This is a genomic window from Desulfobotulus pelophilus (assembly GCF_026155325.1).
GTDB classification, from domain to species: domain Bacteria; phylum Desulfobacterota; class Desulfobacteria; order Desulfobacterales; family ASO4-4; genus Desulfobotulus; species Desulfobotulus pelophilus.
Genome location: NZ_JAPFPW010000001.1, coordinates 118916 through 138912, shown reverse-complemented (window position 1 = coordinate 138912; position 19997 = coordinate 118916). Strand labels below are relative to the sequence as shown.

23 protein-coding genes are annotated in these 19997 nt (G+C 52.9%); 14 read left to right on the top strand and 9 right to left on the bottom strand.

What is annotated here, in order from left to right; translation table 11 throughout:
- Positions 1-16 precede the first annotated feature (16 nt).
- The 5 genes from OOT00_RS16310 to OOT00_RS00700 all read right to left on the bottom strand — a co-directional run bounded on the left by OOT00_RS16310 (position 17) and on the right by OOT00_RS00700 (position 3672).
- Positions 17-709 (bottom strand): energy transducer TonB, encoded by a 693-nt coding sequence (locus tag OOT00_RS16310; protein ID WP_265423369.1) that lies wholly within the window; start codon positions 707-709, stop codon positions 17-19.
- On the bottom strand, positions 706-1116 hold the full coding sequence (locus OOT00_RS00715) for an ExbD/TolR family protein (protein ID WP_265423368.1): 411 nt from the start codon (positions 1114-1116) through the stop codon (positions 706-708). Before OOT00_RS00715 ends, OOT00_RS16310 begins: the two co-directional genes overlap by 4 nt.
- Positions 1113-1532 carry a MotA/TolQ/ExbB proton channel family protein gene (locus OOT00_RS00710; RefSeq protein ID WP_265423367.1) on the bottom strand — a complete coding sequence of 140 codons (420 nt, stop codon included), beginning with the start codon at positions 1530-1532 and terminating at the stop codon, positions 1113-1115. Before OOT00_RS00710 ends, OOT00_RS00715 begins: the two co-directional genes overlap by 4 nt.
- Complete coding sequence (locus tag OOT00_RS00705) at positions 1532-2836, bottom strand: MotA/TolQ/ExbB proton channel family protein (RefSeq protein ID WP_265423366.1); 1305 nt, start codon at positions 2834-2836, stop codon at positions 1532-1534. Before OOT00_RS00705 ends, OOT00_RS00710 begins: the two co-directional genes overlap by 1 nt.
- A gap of 83 nt (positions 2837-2919) precedes the next feature.
- Positions 2920-3672 (bottom strand): DUF3450 family protein, encoded by a 753-nt coding sequence (locus tag OOT00_RS00700; protein ID WP_265423365.1) that lies wholly within the window; start codon positions 3670-3672, stop codon positions 2920-2922.
- 418 nt (positions 3673-4090) lie between these two features.
- On the opposite strand from OOT00_RS00700, the gene OOT00_RS00695 reads away from it, so the two are divergent.
- The 7 genes from OOT00_RS00695 (at position 4091) to OOT00_RS00665 (ending at position 8829) form a co-directional block, all read left to right on the top strand.
- Positions 4091-4396: a LysO family transporter gene (locus tag OOT00_RS00695; RefSeq protein WP_265423364.1), complete on the top strand. Its 306-nt coding sequence runs from the start codon at positions 4091-4093 to the stop codon at positions 4394-4396.
- Positions 4389-4994 carry a LysO family transporter gene (locus tag OOT00_RS00690; RefSeq protein ID WP_265423363.1) on the top strand — a complete coding sequence of 202 codons (606 nt, stop codon included), beginning with the start codon at positions 4389-4391 and terminating at the stop codon, positions 4992-4994. Before OOT00_RS00695 ends, OOT00_RS00690 begins: the two co-directional genes overlap by 8 nt.
- Positions 4995-5122: 128 nt before the next feature.
- Entirely contained in the window at positions 5123-6406 is a 1284-nt protein-coding gene (locus OOT00_RS00685) for a class II fructose-bisphosphate aldolase (RefSeq protein WP_265423362.1), read from the top strand.
- Positions 6407-6631: 225 nt separating this feature from the next.
- Positions 6632-7135, top strand: a complete 504-nt coding sequence (locus OOT00_RS00680) for an NUDIX hydrolase (protein WP_265423361.1) — start codon at positions 6632-6634, stop codon at positions 7133-7135.
- Between the two features lie 110 nt (positions 7136-7245).
- Entirely contained in the window at positions 7246-7668 is a 423-nt protein-coding gene (locus tag OOT00_RS00675) for a DVU0524 family FlgM-associated protein (RefSeq protein WP_265423360.1), read from the top strand.
- Positions 7669-7785: 117 nt separating this feature from the next.
- Positions 7786-8091, top strand: coding sequence for a flagellar biosynthesis anti-sigma factor FlgM (gene flgM / locus OOT00_RS00670; protein WP_265423359.1), 306 nt, complete (start codon positions 7786-7788; stop codon positions 8089-8091).
- A 282-nt stretch (positions 8092-8373) separates the two neighbouring features.
- Complete coding sequence (locus OOT00_RS00665) at positions 8374-8829, top strand: hypothetical protein (protein ID WP_265423358.1); 456 nt, start codon at positions 8374-8376, stop codon at positions 8827-8829.
- 81 nt (positions 8830-8910) lie between these two features.
- On the opposite strand, the gene hisF is transcribed toward OOT00_RS00665, so the two are convergent.
- Genes hisF through OOT00_RS00645 form a run of 4 tightly spaced genes read right to left on the bottom strand, consistent with a single transcriptional unit; the run spans position 8911 to position 11685 of the window.
- Positions 8911-9699 (bottom strand): imidazole glycerol phosphate synthase subunit HisF, encoded by a 789-nt coding sequence (hisF, locus tag OOT00_RS00660; RefSeq protein WP_265423357.1) that lies wholly within the window; start codon positions 9697-9699, stop codon positions 8911-8913.
- Positions 9696-10328 (bottom strand): imidazole glycerol phosphate synthase subunit HisH, encoded by a 633-nt coding sequence (gene hisH / locus OOT00_RS00655; RefSeq protein ID WP_265423356.1) that lies wholly within the window; start codon positions 10326-10328, stop codon positions 9696-9698. Before hisH ends, hisF begins: the two co-directional genes overlap by 4 nt.
- 3 nt (positions 10329-10331) lie before the next feature.
- Positions 10332-11150, bottom strand: a complete 819-nt coding sequence (gene mazG, locus OOT00_RS00650; protein WP_265423355.1) for a nucleoside triphosphate pyrophosphohydrolase — start codon at positions 11148-11150, stop codon at positions 10332-10334.
- Positions 11140-11685 carry a CvpA family protein gene (locus OOT00_RS00645; protein WP_265423354.1) on the bottom strand — a complete coding sequence of 182 codons (546 nt, stop codon included), beginning with the start codon at positions 11683-11685 and terminating at the stop codon, positions 11140-11142. Before OOT00_RS00645 ends, mazG begins: the two co-directional genes overlap by 11 nt.
- A 353-nt stretch (positions 11686-12038) precedes the next feature.
- Between OOT00_RS00645 and OOT00_RS00640 the strand changes: the two genes are divergently transcribed.
- The 7 genes from OOT00_RS00640 to OOT00_RS00610 all read left to right on the top strand — a co-directional run bounded on the left by OOT00_RS00640 (position 12039) and on the right by OOT00_RS00610 (position 19989).
- Positions 12039-13049 carry a PhoH family protein gene (locus OOT00_RS00640; protein WP_265423353.1) on the top strand — a complete coding sequence of 337 codons (1011 nt, stop codon included), beginning with the start codon at positions 12039-12041 and terminating at the stop codon, positions 13047-13049.
- Complete coding sequence (locus tag OOT00_RS00635; protein ID WP_265423352.1) at positions 13046-15436, top strand: HD family phosphohydrolase; 2391 nt, start codon at positions 13046-13048, stop codon at positions 15434-15436. The genes OOT00_RS00640 and OOT00_RS00635 overlap by 4 nt, the downstream gene beginning before the upstream one ends.
- Complete coding sequence (gene ybeY / locus OOT00_RS00630; protein WP_265423351.1) at positions 15390-15803, top strand: rRNA maturation RNase YbeY; 414 nt, start codon at positions 15390-15392, stop codon at positions 15801-15803. Before OOT00_RS00635 ends, ybeY begins: the two co-directional genes overlap by 47 nt.
- 19 nt (positions 15804-15822) lie before the next feature.
- Positions 15823-16542 carry a pyridoxine 5'-phosphate synthase gene (locus OOT00_RS00625; RefSeq protein ID WP_265423350.1) on the top strand — a complete coding sequence of 240 codons (720 nt, stop codon included), beginning with the start codon at positions 15823-15825 and terminating at the stop codon, positions 16540-16542.
- A gap of 2 nt (positions 16543-16544) precedes the next feature.
- Entirely contained in the window at positions 16545-18128 is a 1584-nt protein-coding gene (locus tag OOT00_RS00620) for an NAD(P)H-hydrate dehydratase (protein ID WP_265423349.1), read from the top strand.
- Complete coding sequence (gene tsaE, locus OOT00_RS00615) at positions 18121-18600, top strand: tRNA (adenosine(37)-N6)-threonylcarbamoyltransferase complex ATPase subunit type 1 TsaE (RefSeq protein WP_265423348.1); 480 nt, start codon at positions 18121-18123, stop codon at positions 18598-18600. The genes OOT00_RS00620 and tsaE overlap by 8 nt, the downstream gene beginning before the upstream one ends.
- A 153-nt stretch (positions 18601-18753) precedes the next feature.
- Entirely contained in the window at positions 18754-19989 is a 1236-nt protein-coding gene (locus OOT00_RS00610; RefSeq protein WP_265423347.1) for an aspartate kinase, read from the top strand.
- Positions 19990-19997: the final 8 nt, after the last annotated feature.

Here is a 19997-nt window from a genome sequence, read left to right as displayed (position 1 = left end):
AAGCTTCGGCCTTTTTTCACGATTTCTCATCTCCAAACTGTATGGGCAGCTCAAAACGGGTACGCACATCCAACCCGTCCACTTTGCCAGGTGTAAAGCGCCACCTTTTCACCGCATCCACGGAAACACCTTCAAAATAACCGGGCGGATCCGCCTCCAGTACCTGAATCTCCCGTACCCGGCCACTGCTGTCCACTTCAAGCAGCAATCGTACCCTTCCCTGACGGATACCCTGCCTTCTAGCAGCTTGGGGAAAAGGAGGAATCACCCGGTGAACGGGATAGGGAATCTCATCCAGCTCTCCAGGACCGTACACAATCGAACCAGACAGCCCCTTCTCTCCAGAGGCACTGTTCCCGGCCGGGAAAACAGGCAGATCTGCTGCATCGGGCAACAATACTCTGCTTTCCGTATCCATCCAATTCAGGGAAACTTCAGGTAAGGCGGGGTCGAAGGCCGGAGGCAGGGTAAAACCCTGAATATCCGGAAGATCTTCACCCAGCTCCGGCACGGCGGGAGGAGATTCCGAGCGCCTGACAGCGGACTCCTCCATGAAAGGGGACAAATCCGTCTGAAGAAGAAAGGGAGTTCCCTCCCATACGGGCACGGAAGCCCGGTGCCCTCCAGACAGAAGAAACACACCGAAAACAACAAGGGCCAGCCCCAGCCCCAGCAACCAGCACACCAGCCAGACAACCACCTGTTTCACAGAGGCCTCCTTGCCGCAAGGGCAAGATGCTGGACCCCAGCCAGCCGACAGATATCCAGCACCCGGATCAGGGCTCCGGAAGCCGCATCCCTGTCGGCAGCCACCACCACAACGGCTCCCGGATTTTTAGAAGCAAAATCCTGCATCCGTCCTCGAAGAACTCCCGGATCCACCGCCCTGTCCTCCAGATAGACGGTTCCCGCCGCATCGACAGTGAGCACCAGCCGGACCTGATCCGAATTGACCGCACTCCGGGCAGAAGGCCTTTCGATGGGTACGGCTGTCTCCCGGATAAAGCTGGCATGTACCACAAAAAAAATCAGCAAAATAAAAATCATATCCAGAAGAGGCGCCATGTCCAATCCCGGTACATTTCGGTTCCGACGCTGACGCAATGCCCGTTTCATTCCCACATTCTCCCTTTTTCAGACCGCTGGCGCAACTCCAGCACATGAGCCAGAAAAACTCCCGGTATGGCGGTCAACAATCCGGCCTGGGTACTGACAAGGGCCTGGGCAATGCCTCCTGCCATGGCACGATCCCCTGCAAAACCTCCCGCCTCCAGCCCCGTAAAGATACCTGTCATGGCAGAAACCGTACCCAGAAGTCCCAGAAGGGGAGCTGCCGCAGACAGTACACGGATCGCCCGTATACGATATCCCGGAAAATCCGGCGGGAAATCATCTCTTTGGGAAAACCTCATATCCCACAGTGTTTTCAGTCCCAGAGCCCATATGGATGAAGCCATCAGAGCCAGCGGCCAGATCCAGAATCCGCCTTCAAGCCATGCATGCCAGAATGCGCTTATCCAATCCGGCATCATCAGCATGACTCCTCGCTGCCGTTTCCGGTTGTCCGGGCAGGCTTCCCTGCCCCTCTGTGACAGTCATTTTCCAGCAGAACCAGAGCTTCGGCACCTCTGTCTTCCGCCTCCAGAGCCAGTCTTTCCGCCCTGCGGGCAAGGAGATGATGGGCCAGCATCAGAGGTACGGCAACGGCAAGTCCCCACTGGGTTGTCACCAGAGCCTCTGAAATTCCTCCGGACATAAGCCGGATATCTCCCGCTCCCATACGGCTCATCACCCTGAAGGAGGCCATCATGCCCGTAACCGTTCCCAGAAGCCCGAGCATGGGTGCCAGAGCTGCCATAACCCCCAGACTGGCAAGCCCTTTCTCCATGCTATCCGCCCAGGATGCCACCGCGCCTTCCACGGCCTGTTCCCTCACGGCAGGAGGCTCATGGCGCATCTTCACAGCCTTTGCCACCACATCAAAAGCCGGGCTTCTCCGGCTTTTCCCATTCCGGTGATTCCGGTCTCCTTCAAGGGCAAGGCCAATCAGATCTTCCGTCCGGCCATGGGAGAAAGAAAGCCTGAAAAGAAAAAAGGCCCTCTGCACAAAAAGCAGCCCGCCCGTTACTCCCAGCAGGACAATGGGCCAGATCAGGAGGCCGCCCTCACGCAGTCGGTCGGCAAAAGCCACATGGCCCGAAGAGCCGGACAAAACGCTGCCACCGGAAAGATCCACCGGCAAAAGGAAGCCCTGCCCTTCCATAAACTGCCTGACGATGCGGCGTTCCCGGAACCCAGGCACCCGCTGCGCCTCCATGTATTGTCTCTGATCTTCCCGTGGAGTCAGGAAAAAAAAACGGCCCTCACCGTTATGACCCAGCAGAGCCAGAGCGCCCACCCGGGTCACAAAAGCCTCCTCCGTCATGCCATCTCCAGCGGTGAAAGAGTGAACCTCACGCCCAATGCCATCGGCAGCGTCAAGGTGAAATAACAGGGATTCAATGAAAAAACGAACCTCTTCCTCCGGGTCTTCACCCTTCGGATCCAGAGGCCTCAGGGGCAAGGTAATACCAGCGCCCAACAGAGTGACAAAACGCTCCCTTGCTTCGGCCATGGATGCCATCACCGCGGTTTCCGTACTGCGCAGCGCGGCCCTTTCCTCTTCCGCCCTGCGGGTCTCCGCCACAAGAAGATCCAGAGCCTGCTTCTTTTTCCGGTTTTCCACCTCCAGCCGATACACCGTCTCCTCAAGGAGACTTCGCCGTTCCCCAAGCGCCTTTTTTTCCTGTTCCAGCAACACCCTTTGCATGGCGGCATCCTCTTTAAGGCGCAGCAACGGCCCATCCTGGGGTGAAGCGTACAGGTTCCCAGCCATCATACAGATCATAAGCCAAAGGCCCCATCTCCACAGGAAGCACATCAGGGCACCTCGGACATGACAGGAAGCAACACCACTTCTGCAGGCATACGGCGTTCCACCATGGCAAAGGCCTGACTGACAAGCCTTGCTTCGCTCCGGTCCAACATCAGAAAAGTCTTTTTATCCGCGCACCATCTGGCAGCCCTTCTCTCATCCGGGCTGAGGAAGAAAAGTCCTGCTGCCCCCAAATGCAGCAGACTACCCCGCACAACCTCACCTTCCTGCTCCATGGATCCGGAAACCACATCCGGAAAAATCCCTACATTCAGTTCTGCTTCCAGAAGATCAAGGGCCGCATAAAACCGTTCTTCCGTTGATTTTTCAGCATTTACCAGCATAGAGCGAAAGGCATCCAGCCGCTCTATGCGACTTTCCATACGAAAGGGAGGAAGAAAATCCATACGCAACCCCATCCGTTCAGCAAGCTCACCCATAACCCATTCCACATGACGGGTAAAACGCAGAGTATCCCCACCTACAGCCTTCCGTTGCTTCCGCTTCTTCTCCTGCACATCCAGACGTTCGTCCAGAATGCGGTTTTCATAGACAAGGACTTCCGCCTCCATCTGCAAGCGCCTGAAATCCGCCCGAGCCACAGCCATCTCCTCCATGAGAATATCCATGGCTGCCTGGGCCTGATGCGCCTCCTGAAGAGCCATGGCGGCATCCCCTGCCCAGCCGGGACGGAGGGATATGCCCCAGCAAAGCCCAAAACCCACAACCATTCCACCAATCAATTTTCTAAGCTGCATGCAACTCCTTCCTTAATCTACCTGACGTTTTTTTGCTCTCTCCGGTTTTCTGATATATGGTATACGATAAATTCACCCTACTCTTATTCTGACTATATAACCAAAATGACATCCTTATGGAATGACTGTCCGTACGAATTCAACAATGCTGTATCCGATCCGCCCCATCTCCTGCTTCAATATAAAGCTTTTCTTTCCTTGCTATGGCACTCCACCCAAGCCACTCCTTCTGCAGACCCTGGCCCTCAATGGATTTTTGCCTTCTGCCGCCAGAAAACCCTTACTGGACCTCAGAAATGCAACTCCGTTGACATGGATTCATGCCTCGTGTATGGCCCTGAACAAGAAGTGAGATTTTCATTCACCATCATGTGGTACCATACACCGAACCCGTTGACAGGAGGCCTTACCGCTTTTTATGGAAAATGTTCTTTTTTTTCTCAGCACAGGACTTGTGGCTGGTTTTCTTCTCCGGAACAGAACCCACCTGCTGAAAGCGTCTGACCATGCTGCCTCCTGGGCAGTTTATCTTCTACTGTTTTTTCTAGGAGCTTCCACCGGGTTGCAGCCGGAAATTCTTTCCATGGCAGGGACCACCGGTTTCTTTGCCCTTGTTCTCAGCCTTGCGGCCACAGCGGGCAGCATCATTCTTGTCTGGCCGCTCTACCACTTTCTTTTCAGAACCGGATCCCATCCGCGGACCCAAAAGGCTGATAATGGGTAGCCTGAAAATCATTGCCGCCTTTATCCTTGGGCTAACCGCAGCCCTTTTTCTACCATTTTCCCACACCATACCGGCGGAACAGCTGTCCCTTGCGGCATTGTACCTCCTCCTTTTTCTTGTGGGAGCAGGAATTGGCAGCAAAAAGGAAACCATGAGCATGGTACGCCGTATCCGGCCCACCCTTCTCCTCCTGCCCCTTGCCATCGCCACTGGCTCCATTCTTTTTCCGGGAATGGTAGCCGCCCTTTTCCTGCCCCTTACCTTTCAGGAAGGCGCCGCCATAGGGGCCGGTCTGGGATATTACTCTCTGTCCAGCATTCTCATTTCACAGATGGCCGGAGAAACCCTTGGTCTCATTGCCCTTCTCTCCAATATCATTCGTGAAATTGTGGCTCTCACGGCCACCCCCCTTCTGGTGCGCTACTGCGGCAGGTTTTCGGGCATAGCGGCAGGCGGGGCCACGGCCATGGATACCACACTGCCCGTTATTGTACGCTTCACTGGAAAAGAGTATGCCCTCGTTGCTCTTTTTTCAGGAGTGATTCTCACCTTTTTAACCCCTGTGCTGGTAACAAGCATTCTCTCCTGCGGTGCTTGATATTCAAAGCATTCTTCCTTATAAAGAAACCTGACTGGCTTTTTTACATAATAAAGCAGGCACCCTGCCTGCCTTTCCATAACCCCTTTGCCAAAATGGGAAAGCAACCCAACCCCAAGGAGATTTCCATGACCCTGTACAATGCGGATTTTGAAAAGGCCGTCAAAGTAGGCCGTCCGCCGAATATCACCCGCCTTTTCCCCAATTCCAAAGCGCTTCTGGTCAGTGGTAAATACATTGACAATGCCATGATTCGAAAAGGCCAGTGCATGACCATCGCTGCCAATGCCAGAAGCCATATCATCATCCGGGGTGTACTGCTGGCAGCCCAGAAGGCCAATGCAGCTATCATTATAGAAATCGCCCGATCCGAAGGAGGAGCAGATGCCTACTGCCCCGTAAGCCTGTGGAACATGGCCCGGCAGGTGGATGCCATTGCCAACGAGCTGAACATTACCATCCCCGTGGCCATACACGCCGACCACTACGGCATCAAAAAAGAAGAAGACCTCCCCGGTGCCCGCAGGGAAATCCCGTCCCTGTTTGAAGCTGGCATCACATCCATTGCCATTGATGCCTCTCACATGCCCGATGATCTCAATCTTCTGACAAATATTGCCGTTGCCGACCTCATCCCCTCCTGGGCAGGACTGGAAACGGAAGTAGGAGAAATCAAGGGGAATCAAGGACTCTCCACACCCGAAGAAGCACTGTTCCTTATTCAGGGGCTCAACGCACACGGTATTTTCCCCAACTGGATCGCCCTGAATAACGGCACCACCCATGGCATAGAGGCCAGTGAAGACGGCATACAGATCGAACTGACCGAAAAAATTCACAAGGCCCTTGCTCCCTACAAAATTTCCGGTGCTCAGCACGGCACTTCTGGCAATGATGCGGAAAAACTCCGTCGCATCGCAAAGGAAACCGCCACCACCAAAGCCAATGTAGCCACAGCCCTGCAGATGATCGGCTGGGGTATGGAGGTCAATCCCTTTGGTAATGCGGTGATGGATGAAAAAGGAGATGTCAGAAAACTTGCCGGTGAGGGGCTTGATGACAGCCTCTGGACGGAAATGAAAGCCTATGCTGATGAAAGGGATATCAAGGGAAGCAACTTTAAAAAACTCAATCTTCCCTTTGAAAACAAAATCCTCGGACAGCCAAAGGAAATCCGGGACCGCATGGTCGCACGCATTGAAGCCTTCACCTATGATCTTTTGGTCAATGTTTTCAATGCAAAAGACACGGCAAACCTGGTCATGGAAGAAATTCTTGAAAAACAGAGCTTCGATCCCGGTCCCAAAGCCGAACGCATAGAGGACCCTTTAAACTGGACAAAAGAAAAAATCATTCACAAAGCCTCCCTCATGGACACAGACAAGGGACCTGAAGGCGACTTTGACGAGTAATCCCTTGCTATCGTTTCCGTATGGCTGCCTCCCTCCACCTGGCGCCGTGCTGCAACCTGCCTGGCCATGAGAATCAGAACGCTATGACGGATACAAACCGGTAGTAACAGAAAACTTACCTCTGTTCACAGCCTTGCAGCCCTGCCATGCTTTATTTAGTCAGCCCACTAGCCGCCGGGAGTAACTCCCTCCCGGCATGGCTTTATCAATCATCGGGGAAAAGTCATGCCAGCCAAAAAATTCTGCCCTTTTTGCTCTGGTCTTCTGGAGCAACGAACAACGGAGGGCCGTATCCGTTCCTGCTGCCGTGAATGCGGCAAAATTCTCTATGAAAACCCCATACCTGCGGCCTGTACTCTGGTTATCGATACAGAGAACCGTCTTCTGCTGGTCCGCCGTGCCGTCCCCCCTAAAAAAGGGGAGTGGTGCCTGCCAGGGGGCTTCATGGAACTGGAAGAAAGCCCCGAAGACACAGCTTTACGAGAGCTTTTTGAAGAAACAGGCCTCCGTGGCAAAATCCATAAACTCATCGGAGTGACGGCCCACCCCAGCGCCATGTACGGTGCGGTTCTCATCACAGGCTTTCTTATCCGAACCTTTTCAGGGGAACCTGCCTCCGGAGATGATGCCATGGATCTGGCATTTTTTCCCATGACGGCCCTCCCTCCTCTGGCCTTTGACAGCCACGAGCGTTTCGTCCGTATCTACCGGGATCTCTACATGGCTTGACTTTCTGCAACAATTTCTCCTACTATCTGTCCGGAAGAATTCCTTTAAAAAAAATCTAAAGCTCTCCTTTTCAGACGCCGATAGGGACAACAGACTATAAGGAGAAGGCCATGCATGTACCCGGCTATCAGATACACAATGTCCTGAAGCTTTACAGTCAGCAGATCACCCGTAAGCGGCTGGCTGACGACTCTTCTCCGTCACAGCCCCTTGAGACCAAGGAAGATCCGACCCTTCTCTCCGCCGAAGGCAAGAGGGAAAGCATGATCCAGAAAATCACATCGGATATTGTTGAAAGAATAACCAAAGACGGTCCCCAGGATTCCACGGGTACAAACAGATACCCCCTTCCGGAAGAAGAAAGCTGGAAAACCAGCTCTTCTGTCAGAGAAGACAGCGAGCAAAAGTTTGTTTACAATACGCTGGATGACCGGAACCGGAAGACAACACGGAGTGTTTCACTGAAAGATGCGGATATTGTGCTGAAACGTCTGGCAGGCACAACCGCGGAGACCCAAAACCGCCGAATATAACGTGGTAGTGTCTGGCCAAAAGCTGTTTTTCTCTGTATCCCGTATGATTTTCATACCAGAATTATAAAAACGGTTTTCGGGCATACATGGCAAATAAGGAAAGGAAGGGGGGAAATTATGAAAATCCATACCATGCTCTCAGGCATAAAAAGTGCCTCGCTGTCAAAAGAAACGCAGCAGGTTCGTGAAAAAACAAAAGAAAACCAAAAGGCAGGAGCAGAAAACCGAGCTGACAAAGTAAGCCTTTCCTCCAACTCACGGGAACGGATGGAGATCCGCGAGACAAAAGCCTCATCAGTGGAGGATTTCCGGTCGGAACGTATTGAACGGCTGAAACATCAGATCCAAAGCGGTACTTATACACCGGATCCTGAACGAATTGCCAAAGCCATGCTTTCTGCCCACAGAGATTCCATGATATAGAAAAAACTTCCCCTCCTTTCTACTCATGCCTTACCGGTAGGAACTTTTTTCCTACCGGGTTCGCTTCCCCTTCCTCCCCACGGGTACACTCACAGACCTTTTCTGATAACCATGACCTATAAACTACAGAAAAAACTCTACGCGGTACCTCTTGCTTTATCAGGGCTCATGTTATCAACGGAACCCAAAAAACAGAGGCGGCAGGCCCAAAGGCTTTTACTCTGGCACCACATTTGCTAAATTATCAAACGAACATGATTTTCCTTTGACCAAGGAGGCCGTATGGACCGCATTACAAACCGCCCCGAATATACACCGGCCCCTGATATCCGGAATACGGAAACAGATCTGCGCCATAAAACCCAGGGCACAGATTTTCAGGATGCCCTTAAAACGGCCATGAATCCCATGACATCTTCCAGCATGCAGACTCTGAAAGCACAAACGCCCCTGCCTCCTCCCAGAGCCATGGGAATGGGTACTCTTTTTGATTCTTCCGTGGAAGATCGTACCCGGAATCTTGTCAGTCTTATGGATCATTTCAGCTCAGCCCTCCTGAATCCCATTCAGGATCTGAAAGATCTGGAACCCATGGTGGAAAAGCTGGGCCGGGATGCGGAATCCCTTTTCAAGGAAAGCGCTGAAACAGAAGAAGACCCGGCACAGACCCTTGCCCGCCGAACGGCCCTTCTGGCAAGAGTGGAAGTGGAAAAATTCCGAAGGGGAGATTTCTTCTGACATGACTGCCTTGCTAACCGCCAGACAGCCATAGAAGACTCATACCTCAGAAAACGGCATCTCCATGCCGGATGCGGGGTGTTACCACCGCCGCCGGACGGGAATACCGGCAGCATGGAGATGATCTTTGATGCCGGGCAGGGTGTAATCCCCATAATGGACCATGGAAGCAATCAGTGCCGCGTCCGCCCTGCCTTCGGTCAACACCTTTTCCAGGTGTAAAGGAGTACCGCCTCCGCCGGAAGCAATCACCGGAATGGAAACAGCCCCGGAGATCATGGCGGTCAGTGCTAATTCATACCCATCACGGGTTCCGTCCGCATCAATGGAGTTCAGGCAGATTTCTCCTGCTCCCAGGCGATGGACTTCCTTTGCCCAGAAAAGGGCGTCCATACCCGTAAAGGTTCTTCCTCCATGGATCACCATCTCATATCCGGAAGGGATGGTTTCGCTCTTCTCAACTTTTTTCACATCCATTCCCACCACAATACACTGACTGCCAAAGGCATCAGCACCTTTGGCAATAATCTCCGGACTCCGGATGGCAGCAGAATTGACACTGACCTTTTCTGCACCTGCCAGCAGGACATCCCTCATATCCGCCACAGACGCAATGCCACCGCCCACAGAAAAGGGAATAAAAATGGTTTCCGCCACCCTGCGCACCACATCAATCATGATACCCCGTTTTTCATGGGATGCCGTAATATCATAAAAAACCAGCTCATCGGCACCGGTTTCATAATAATGACGGGCCATTTCAACCGGATCGCCGATATCCACATTGTTTTCAAACTTCACACCTTTGGTGGTTCTGCCTTCACGCACATCAAGACAGGGAATGATACGCTTGGTCATGGTACTTTTCATGGACGCCCCTCCCAGCGGCAGAAGTGATCCAACAGCCTCAGGCCGGGCTCCCCACTTTTTTCCGGATGGAACTGAGTAGCCACAAGGTTTTCGAATCCCATGGCGGAAACAAAATCAATGCCGTAGGCCGTGGTGGCCAGAATATGCTCCCTGTTTTCAGGCTCCGGATAGTAGCCATGGACAAAATAAAAGGCATCCCCCTCTTCCATATCCTGCAGAACGGGATGAGGCTTCCGGACAACCACCGTATTCCATCCCATATGGGGAATCTTTAACGGCCTGCCTCCATCCTCTGTCATGGCAAGGGGAAAGGCTCTCACTCTTCCCGGAATCAGATCCAGACAAGGGACACTCCCTTCTTCACTGTAACCGGTTATGATCTGGGTTCCCAGGCAGATACCCAGCAGCGGTCGGCCCGAAGCCAGCACCCTTTTCAACACATCAGCAAGGCCATACCTGCGCAGGCTCTCCATGGCGGAAGCCGCTGCCCCCACCCCGGGAAATACGACCCTGTCAGCCCCCATAATTTCATCATGGTTCCGGGTAATCACATACTTCTGGCCAAGATGGGCAAGGGCTCTGCCCACACTGGTCAGGTTTCCTGCATCATAATCCACCACAGCAATCATGTTTTATTCCTTCAGCTCACAGGCCTTAGCCGCCTGCCATAAGCGTTCCAGTTCTTGCGGGCCTTGATCGGCGGCCTGTTTTCCTGCATCCAGAAGTGCCGCCTCCATATGCTGGAAACGACGGGTAAATTTGACCACCATATTCGTAAGGGACTGCTCAGGATCGATTGCCCGGAAACGGGCCACATTCACCAGAGAAAACAGCAGATCTCCAAACTCCATAGCCGCCTGATCCGGGTCATTCTGATCAAGAGACTGACGGAATTCCGCCATCTCTTCGTTCACCTTTTCCCAGACCTGCTCTTCTTTCTGCCAGTCAAAACCAACCGTAGCCACTTTTCGGGAAACTTCCATGGCAAGGGCAAGGGATGGCTGACTGCGGGGGATACCAGACAGAACAGAAAATTGACGGCTGTTTTCCATCTTTTCCACACCCTTGATTTCTTCCCATCGCTGTGCCACCGCTTCCACGGTATCCAGTTTTTCTTCGCCAAACACATGGGGATGACGCCGGATCAGCTTGGTTTCAATGGCTCTCAACACATCCTGTAAGCGGAACGCTCCTTTTTCTTCATAAAGAAAGGCAATGAAAAGGAGCTGGAACAAAACATCTCCCAACTCCTCACATACCTCCTGCGGACGGCCCTCGTCAACGGCATCGGCCAGCTCATAGCTTTCACCGAAAAAGTATGAAATCATAGACTCAGGAGTCTGTTTCTGATCCCATGGGCACCCACCTTCACCCCGCAGACGCTTGAGAATCTGCCATAAAGACACCAGCGAGCATTCTGCACTCCACACGTCACTCAGTTCATTTTTCAAAACGTCCCTTTTCCTTTTCCGGCCATGCATTTCTCAGCGAGCTGACTTTATCATGAAACTGATCTTTTAATTCCTGCGGCACCATGGACACAAGCCCTTCAGAAATTACCATGGCACGGGGAGCCAGACCTGACTCTGCCAGAAGACGATTCTCCCTTGGCAGAAAGGACGCCAGCGCCACAAGAAGAACAGAAACAATGAGAATCCCTTTTACAAAACCAAAACCGCCTCCGGCCAGACGATCCACCCAACCCAGAAAGACCACGGAAAGAACCGTACGGAGCAGAGCTCCCAGAAGGGCAACCGTCATAAAAACACCAAGGAAGATAGCCAGAAAAGCCAACATTCTTGCCATATCAGGCTCGGCAAACCAGGTCGCTATTTTATCTGTTAATAAGGGGTAATAGGTAAAGGCCGCATAAAACCCAGCAAGAACACCGACTATGGAGGAGGCCTCCCGGATCAGACCGCGAAAAATACCGCGGATCAGACAAAATCCCACAATACAAAGAATACCCATATCAAGCGGATTCATCCTGCCTCATCTTTCTGCCCAGAGGGTTAAAAAACCATACGCTTACCTGCTTTATAAAACGCCATGAAACACCTGGCAACCTTTCAATTTTAAATACGAAGATATCGGAAAACAGCCATATTTTCGTAACAGATCCCCCATGTGGCGTCAATAACAGGGCTTTGCTTTTCCTGGCTTCTCGTGTTTGCCTTTGGAAAACAGAATATGCTATGAAAGGAGTGTCGCAGAGACGACTCTGGCCGGATTGCCAGACCCACCCAGCCCCACCCCCTAAAGTTTCGCGGGGATTGGGGCCGTGTGCTTTCTGCCCCCGGCACTCATCAACACAGGACGGCGCACACCGCCGAACAGGTATGAAAAACCAAAAGAACGAGCAGACCCAGGCAAGCCATTCCTTTGATGATCCCCTGCTGGCACGCCAGCTGTTTGGTGAACAAAACCGCAACCTCCACCGTATTGCTTCCAGCCTTGCCATCTCACTTCATTCCAGAGGAGATAAACTGATACTGGAAGGAGAGCCCAGTCAGATAGAGCTGGCCCGACAGGTGTTGGACCAGCTCTATGGACTCATGCGCAGTGGCTACCCTGTTTACCCCAACGACATCGACTATGCCGTGCAGGCTATCCAGGCCAACGACAAAGTGGATCTCAAAAAAATTTTTCTGGACACCATTTATATTACAGCAAAAAAACGCTGTGTCACACCCAAAAACCCCAGTCAGAAAAGCTACATCGACGCCATTCGTTCCCATGATATTGTCTTTGGCATCGGCCCTGCCGGCACCGGAAAAACCTATCTTGCCATGGCCATGGCCGTAGCAGCCCTGACAAAGGGGGAAGTCAGCCGGATCATTCTCACCCGGCCCGCTGTGGAAGCCGGCGAATCCCTGGGCTTTCTTCCCGGTGATCTGGCGGAAAAAATAGATCCCTACCTCCGGCCACTTTATGATGCCCTGCATGACATGATGAAATTTGAAAAGGCAGAAGCCTTTATCCAGCAGGGTGTTATTGAAGTGGCTCCCCTTGCCTTCATGCGGGGCCGGACTCTGAACGATGCCTTTATTATTCTGGATGAAGCCCAGAATACAACAGCAGAGCAGATGAAAATGTTTCTTACCCGCATCGGCTTCAACTCCAGAACCATCGTTACGGGAGATGTCACTCAGATTGATCTTCCCTCAAGAAAAAAATCCGGCCTCCTCCAGGCCATGGACATTCTCCAGGGTACGGAAGGCATAGCCTTTACCTTTTTCCATCAAAAAGATGTGGTTCGTCATCATATTGTCCGGCGCATCATCGATGCCTATGAAAAACTTCAGGCAAAGGAGACCGGTACGGAGACTCTCCCTCCGGAACAATCATGAGAAACTTCTCCCATCAGAAAAAAGCCATAACCCGTTTCCTCGTCACCCACACGGGTATCCGACTGGGCCTGCTTTGCATCATACTTGTATCCCTTTCCCTTTTCATGGTCCCCGATATGCCATCCCTCCAGTACCACCTGGACGTTGGTGATGTGGCTCCCCGTAATATCAAGGCTCCCAGGAATTTTATCATTGAAAACAGTGAGGCCACGGAAACCAGCCGACAGCTTGCCGCTGCCTCTGTACGCGTAGTCTATGATCTGGATGAAGGCCTGGGACCCAAGGTCATTGCCAATGTTCAAGCAGGGTTCCATGAAATGCGCCAGCTTCTGGAAGAACCCGTCCCCCTGCCCTCCGGAGAAACCGCACCTCTTTCCATGGATGCTCTGCGTTCCCAAAAGGTATGGACAGCCAAACCACGCTTCGAAAATCTCCTCGGAATCCCCGTCAGCGAAGGCGCTTTTCGGCTTTTGGAAAGAGAAGCCTTTTCTCAAAACATCGAAGACAAAATAACGGAAATCCTGCGGGCAATTTATGAAAACGGTGTGGTAGCCAACAAAACCGTTCTTCTGGATGAACAGGACAGAGGGGTCACCCTTCGTACCCTTGAAAGCGATAAAGAAACCACCGAAACCAATCTCCGCCGCTTTTATGGACCGGATCAGGCCCGAACCATGGTGCGCATTGTGGGAGAACCCCTGCTGCGGGGCATGCATTACAACCAGATCAATCTCATTGTGGATCTCAGCCAACGTCTCATACGGCCCAATATCACCCTTAACCGCAGTGAGACCCAGAAAAGAACCAGAGAGGCTACCAGCACGGTAAAACCGGTTCTGTACCAGATTAAGGCTGGAGAAATGCTTCTCCGGGAAGGTGAACGAGTAACGCCAGTGCACAAAATAAAACTTGACGCACTAGCCTCTCAGATCCGCACTCAGGACATCTTCCGAAGCAATGCAGGAAACGTATTTCTTTCACTCCTCATTCTTCTTACGGCTTACTGCCTATGCTTCCGTCGTCCCCTATCCCAGAGCCGCAATCCTAACAAAAACATGTTTCTGCTAACCACAGTGCTCCTTTCTGTACTTGCCATGGCTAAGGGCTTTCAGGTTCTCACCCTGCCCATGGTCAGCGAAGCAGCCAGCTTTACTTCTCCCACGCCCCTGCTCATCGTTCTGCCTGTAGCCGGAGCCGCCATGCTTATCTGTCTCTTTTTTACCATGACCCAGGCACTGCCCTTTGCACTGGTCATGGGCAGCCTGACAGCCATTGTGCTGAAAGCGGACCTTGCGCTGGCTCTTTTCTTTATCCTGAGCGGGGCCATGGGCGCATACTGGATGCAGGACTGCAAGGAACGGAAAGTTTTTGTGAAGGCAGGATGGAAACTGGGGCTTTTCCATATCTTTCTCGCCCTTGCCCTTTTGCTGCAGATGGAAAATATTTCCTTGTCCCTCTTCTTCTGGATGCTTATCCTGGCCTTTACGGGTGGCATGCTCTCGGGTATTCTTACAGCTGGACTCGTCCCGCTTCTTGAAATTATCTTTGATTACACAACAGACATTAAACTGCTGGAGCTGGCCAATCCCGAACAACCCCTGCTCCGGCGTCTCATGCTGGAGGCTCCCGGGACCTATAACCACGCCATGATTGTAGGCACGCTGGCAGAAGCAGCCGCATCTGAAATTGGTGCTCACTCGCTCCTGGCCCGTGTGGGCGGCTATTACCATGACATCGGCAAGCTATCCAAACCTCTCTACTTTATAGAAAATCAAGGTGGCGGTAAAAACAGTCATGACAAACTGGCTCCTTCCATGTCGGCTCTTATCCTTATCACCCATGTACGGGATGGGGTCAGTATGGCCAGACAACATAAACTGGGAGAAGCCATTACCGATATCATTGCCCAGCACCATGGCCGCAGCCTTATCCGTTTCTTCTATGAAAAGGCAAATATGCTCAAGGGAGAAGCAGATCCTGTCAATGCCGACGATTACCGGTACCCTGGTCCAAGACCCCAGACGCGGGAAGCCGCCATTGTCATGATGGCTGATGTTGTGGAAGCAGCCTCCCGCACTCTGGAAAACCCCACATCAGCAAGGATTCAGGGACTGGTACAAAAAATGATTAACAGCATCTTTTCCGACTCCCAGCTGGATGAATGCGATATCACACTGAAAGACCTTCACAGAATAGCCCGCAGTTTCAATAAAATTCTCACAGGAATCTACCACCATCGCATTGAATATGCGGAAAGCGCTGCTCCCGGAGGAACAAAGAAAAAAAATGTCCATACAGATCGACAACTCCCAGAATCTGATGCCCCTCAAGGAAAAGGAAGTGATCCAAAAAGCGACGCGCATCTTAAACGCCTTGGGATGTCCTGATGCCGAGCTATCACTCCTTTTTGTGGACGATGCCGCCATGCGGGAAATCAACATGGAATACCGTCACCAGGACAAACCCACCAATGTGCTGTCCTTTGCCATGCATGACGGAGATTTCAGCCATATCAATCCCGATCTGCTGGGAGACGTGGTCATTTCAACGGAGACAGCCATGAGGGAAGCCCTTGAATGGGAAATGGACCCCATGATCCGCCTTACCCAACTTCTTGTACATGGCATTCTCCACCTCATGGGCTATGACCACGAACAAGGCCCCGAATCAGAAGCAGCCATGGAATCCAAAAGCACGGAACTTGTCCGTATGCTTGAAAACAACAACGATCTTGCAGGCTGGCTTGCTCCCTGAGCCTGAGAAGGAGGTTTTCATGCCCAAACTTGCCGTGAACGTGGACCACATTGCAACCATCAGGGAAGCACGAAAAACCAATTATCCCGACCCCGTTGCCGCTGCTGTCATTGCCGAACTGGCCGGCGCCGATGCCATTGTGGTGCATCTGCGGGAAGATCGGCGCCATATCAAGGAAAGGGATGTGCGCATCCTCAGAGATACGGTACAGACCCGCCTGATTCTGGAAATGGCTGCCACCTCGGAGATGCTGGAGTTTGCCCTGGAAGTGCTCCCCGATCTGGTAACTTTCGTCCCCGAGCGCAGACAGGAGGTGACAACGGAAGGCGGTCTCGATGTTCTCGGCCAGCAGGCAGCTGTCACCAACGCCATTGAAACCCTGCGAAGTGCCGGGATCCCAGCCTGCCTTTTTGTGGACCCGTCCATCTCCCAGATTGAGGCAGCCCATGCAGCCGGTGCCGACTCCGTAGAACTGCATACAGGGACCTTCTGTGACGCCACCGACTCTCTGGAAAAAGAAGAAGCCTTCACCGCCATCCTCCGATCGGCCCGCAGGGGAAAAGAAATAGGCCTTGGCGTTAACGCAGGTCACGGAATCTGCTACCGCACCATTCAGTCATTTAAAGGTGTTAAGGATATTGATGAATTCAGTATCGGTCACAGCATTGTTTCCCATGCAGCCCTTGTGGGCATGGAAAACGCCGTGCGCCGCATGGCTGAGCTGATAAGGAACCTCTGAGCATGGCCCGCATTGTTACAGCTTCCACCATGGCAGCCATGGACCGGGCCACCATGGATGAATTCGGGCTTCCGGGCCGCATACTCATGGAAACGGCTGGCCGGGAAGCAGCCCGGATTATCCGGCAGCACTATCCTTTGCGGGATACCCCCATCCTCATCCTCTGCGGGAACGGCAATAACGGCGGTGATGGCTGGGTGACCGCCCGTTATCTTCTCGGCTGGGGAGCACAGGTTTCGGTTCTGCTGGCAGGATCTCCGGAAAAACTCACCCAGAACAGCCTCATCAACCGCAGTCTCTACGAAAAAGCCGGGGGCTGTGTTCTCACGGCTGACAATGACAGCCGCCTCGCAGGCCACAGGGGCGCACTCCAACGGGCAGCCCTTTTTGTGGATGCCCTTTTCGGTATCGGCCTTGACCGTGATGTCAAAGGACACTTTGCCACCCTGACAGATACGGTCCGGGAGAGCGGCAAATCCCTGATCAGCCTGGATATCCCATCGGGAATTCATGCGGACACGGGTCATGTGCTGGGAACAGCCTTCCGGTCAGACCATACCATCACATTCGGCTTTGCCAAACCCGGTCATTTTCTGGAACCCGGCCGGAGCCACAGGGGTATTCTGCACACGGTGGATATCGGTATTCCGGAGGTCATCTACGGGAAAATTCCGTCCGATCTTGCCTGCACCGATCCTGAATGGGCCAAAGAAATCCTTACGATGCGCTCTCCGGAAAGCCACAAAGGCAACTTCGGCCATATTCTTCTGGTGGCCGGAGCTCCGGACACAAGGGGTGCTGCCGTTCTCGCCGCAACAGGAGCTTTACGGTCCGGAGCAGGCCTTCTTAGCCTTATGGTACCGGAAGCATCCCTTCCTCTGCCCGGCATCCCTCCGGAAGTCATGCTCCATACCGTTGGGGGTAACAACAGGACAGGATTTGATGACACAGCCCTACAGAGTGTTGCCGATCTTCTTGAAGGAAAGACTCTGGTCGCTGCAGGTCCCGGCATGGGAACCAGCAGCTCGGCTGCCCGTATCCTGCAAAGGCTTCTGGACTGCCCGCTGCCCCTTGTGCTGGATGCCGATGCACTGAATCTCCTTGCCCTCCACCCTGAACTGATGGAAAAATGCTGCCGTCGGCCCCATACCACCGTGCTCACGCCCCATCCCGGAGAAATGGCCCGCCTTTGCCAAACATCTTCAACAGCCATTCAGCAGGACCGTATTGCAGCCGCCGTCTGCCTTGCCACAGACAGCGGCTGCCACATCCTTCTCAAGGGAGCATCCACAGTGGCAGCCACACCCGAAGGATTCTGCCGCATTGTGACCAGCGGCAATCCCGGCATGGCCACAGGTGGGTCCGGAGATGTTCTCTGCGGTATTCTTGCAGGTTTAATGGCTCAGGGCCTGCCTGCAGACGAGGCGGTTCCTCTGGCGGCCTATGTCCATGGTCTGGCTGGCGATCACCTGGCAAAAAACAAGGGACCCATTGGCTATCTTCCATCGGAAGTGGCCCACACCATACCCCGTATCATCCAGACAACCTGTATACCACCCAACCGGGAAAACCCAGGCCATGAATAATCTCACCCTCATCAGCAACTCCCCAGAAGAAAGCCTTTGCATGGCCTGCAGGCTGGGAAGTCTCATTCAGCGCCCCTGCCGCATTGCCCTCTCGGGAAATCTCGGCGCAGGAAAAACCCATTTTGTTCAGGGACTGGCCAGGGGGCTCGGTGTTCCGGATCATATCTATGTCACCAGCCCCTCCTATGCCCTTATTCATTCCTATGAGGCCCGCCTGCCCCTTCACCATGCCGATCTCTACCGGCTCTCCCACCCGGATGAAATTTTTGACATCGGCCTTGCCGAACTCATGGCTTCCCCGGCCGTCACCGTTGTGGAATGGGCAGAACGCATGGACAGTACGGAAATCTTTGACATACGGATCCACATTGCCATCCAGGGAGAAAACCAGAGACAGATCCACGCACAGGCCTCTGGACTTCATTTTCAGGATCTGGTAAGGAGCTGGCAACAAGTCAGCCGTCCGGCCTGAAACCGATGTAAAGATACGTTCAGAAAAGCCTCTCCTGACGCAACCGAAGGAAAAGGCTTTTTTTAGGTTCGGACAAAAGCACCGGCAGCGGACCTCAGCCCGGCGCATCCATCTACAACGATATTTTTCAAGCCTCGAAGGAGGAACGCAGTCATGGGACTGATCGTACAGAAGTACGGGGGGACCTCGGTGGGTAGCATAGACCGGCTCCGGAATGTTGCCCGCAGGGTTGCCAAAACCTATGAAGCCGGTAACAACGTGGTGGTCGTTCTTTCCGCCATGTCCGGAACCACAGACAGACTCATCGCCATGGCCCAGGAAGCCTGTGACCGACCCGATAAAAGAGAGTTGGATGTTCTTCTGGCAACGGGAGAACAAACCACCGTGGCTCTGCTGGCCATGATTCTTACATCCATGGGATACAGGGCCACATCCCTTCTGGGATTTCAGGCGGAAGTCATTACAGACTGTTCCTGCGGGGCTGCCCGTATTCTCAATATCGGTGCATCCCGCATCCGGACCCTGTTGGAAGACGGCCAGATTGTTATTGTGGCTGGCTTTCAGGGAGCGGATATCCATGGCAATATCACCACACTGGGTCGTGGTGGTTCCGACACATCGGCCGTGGCCATAGCCGCAGCCCTCAAAGCAGAAACCTGTGAAATTTATACCGATGTTGATGGAGTATACACAACGGATCCCAATATATGCAAAAAAGCCCGCAAGCTTTCCAGAGTCAGTTACGATGAAATGCTGGAAATGGCCAGCCTGGGGGCCAAAGTGCTGCAAATCCGCTCTGTGGAGTTTGCCAAAAAATACAACGTGCCCGTACACGTCAGATCATCCTTCAAAGAGGAGGAAGGGACCATGGTAATGCAGGAAGATGCGGATATGGAACGCCTGGTGGTTTCCGGCGTTACCTACAATAAGAATGAAGCCAGAATTACCCTTAAGGGAGTTCCGGACCGTCCGGGTATTGCCTTCAGAATTCTCAACCCCATTGCCGAAGCCGGCATCCTTGTGGATATGATCATCCAGAATACCCGTTCCGGCAACATTACGGACTTCACCTTTACCGTTCCCAAAACCGACATACGGGAAGCACTGGATATCAGTAAAAAAGTAGCCGAAGAAATCGGAGCGGAAGAAGTGGTGGCAGATCCCAATATTGCCAAGGTTTCGGTTATCGGTGTAGGGATGAAAAATCATTCCGGTGTGGCATCCAGAATGTTTGCGGTCATGTGCGAGGAAAATATCAACATGCTCATGATCAGTACTTCGGAAATCCGCATATCCTGCATCATCGAAGAAAAGTATACGGAACTGGCCGTCCGCGCTCTTCATACCTGCTTCGGTCTTGATAAGCCCGAAGAAAACATATTAAGCTGACACCATGA

What these genes read in the sequence shown, in the direction of transcription:
- OOT00_RS00715 (WP_265423368.1), bottom strand. Translation starts at nt 1,116, where the DNA reads ATGAAACGGGCATTGCGTCAGCGTCGGAACCGAAATGTACCGGGATTG.
- OOT00_RS00710 (WP_265423367.1), bottom strand. Translation starts at nt 1,532, where the DNA reads ATGATGCCGGATTGGATAAGCGCATTCTGGCATGCATGGCTTGAAGGC.
- OOT00_RS00700 (WP_265423365.1), bottom strand. Translation starts at nt 3,672, where the DNA reads ATGCAGCTTAGAAAATTGATTGGTGGAATGGTTGTGGGTTTTGGGCTT.
- OOT00_RS00695 (WP_265423364.1), top strand. Translation starts at nt 4,091, where the DNA reads ATGGAAAATGTTCTTTTTTTTCTCAGCACAGGACTTGTGGCTGGTTTT.
- OOT00_RS00690 (WP_265423363.1), top strand. Translation starts at nt 4,389, where the DNA reads ATGGGTAGCCTGAAAATCATTGCCGCCTTTATCCTTGGGCTAACCGCA.
- OOT00_RS00685 (WP_265423362.1), top strand. Translation starts at nt 5,123, where the DNA reads ATGACCCTGTACAATGCGGATTTTGAAAAGGCCGTCAAAGTAGGCCGT.
- OOT00_RS00680 (WP_265423361.1), top strand. Translation starts at nt 6,632, where the DNA reads ATGCCAGCCAAAAAATTCTGCCCTTTTTGCTCTGGTCTTCTGGAGCAA.
- OOT00_RS00675 (WP_265423360.1), top strand. Translation starts at nt 7,246, where the DNA reads ATGCATGTACCCGGCTATCAGATACACAATGTCCTGAAGCTTTACAGT.
- flgM (WP_265423359.1), top strand. Translation starts at nt 7,786, where the DNA reads ATGAAAATCCATACCATGCTCTCAGGCATAAAAAGTGCCTCGCTGTCA.
- OOT00_RS00665 (WP_265423358.1), top strand. Translation starts at nt 8,374, where the DNA reads ATGGACCGCATTACAAACCGCCCCGAATATACACCGGCCCCTGATATC.
- hisF (WP_265423357.1), bottom strand. Translation starts at nt 9,699, where the DNA reads ATGAAAAGTACCATGACCAAGCGTATCATTCCCTGTCTTGATGTGCGT.
- hisH (WP_265423356.1), bottom strand. Translation starts at nt 10,328, where the DNA reads ATGATTGCTGTGGTGGATTATGATGCAGGAAACCTGACCAGTGTGGGC.
- OOT00_RS00645 (WP_265423354.1), bottom strand. Translation starts at nt 11,685, where the DNA reads ATGAATCCGCTTGATATGGGTATTCTTTGTATTGTGGGATTTTGTCTG.
- OOT00_RS00640 (WP_265423353.1), top strand. Translation starts at nt 12,039, where the DNA reads ATGAAAAACCAAAAGAACGAGCAGACCCAGGCAAGCCATTCCTTTGAT.
- OOT00_RS00635 (WP_265423352.1), top strand. Translation starts at nt 13,046, where the DNA reads ATGAGAAACTTCTCCCATCAGAAAAAAGCCATAACCCGTTTCCTCGTC.
- OOT00_RS00625 (WP_265423350.1), top strand. Translation starts at nt 15,823, where the DNA reads ATGCCCAAACTTGCCGTGAACGTGGACCACATTGCAACCATCAGGGAA.
- OOT00_RS00620 (WP_265423349.1), top strand. Translation starts at nt 16,545, where the DNA reads ATGGCCCGCATTGTTACAGCTTCCACCATGGCAGCCATGGACCGGGCC.
- tsaE (WP_265423348.1), top strand. Translation starts at nt 18,121, where the DNA reads ATGAATAATCTCACCCTCATCAGCAACTCCCCAGAAGAAAGCCTTTGC.
- OOT00_RS00610 (WP_265423347.1), top strand. Translation starts at nt 18,754, where the DNA reads ATGGGACTGATCGTACAGAAGTACGGGGGGACCTCGGTGGGTAGCATA.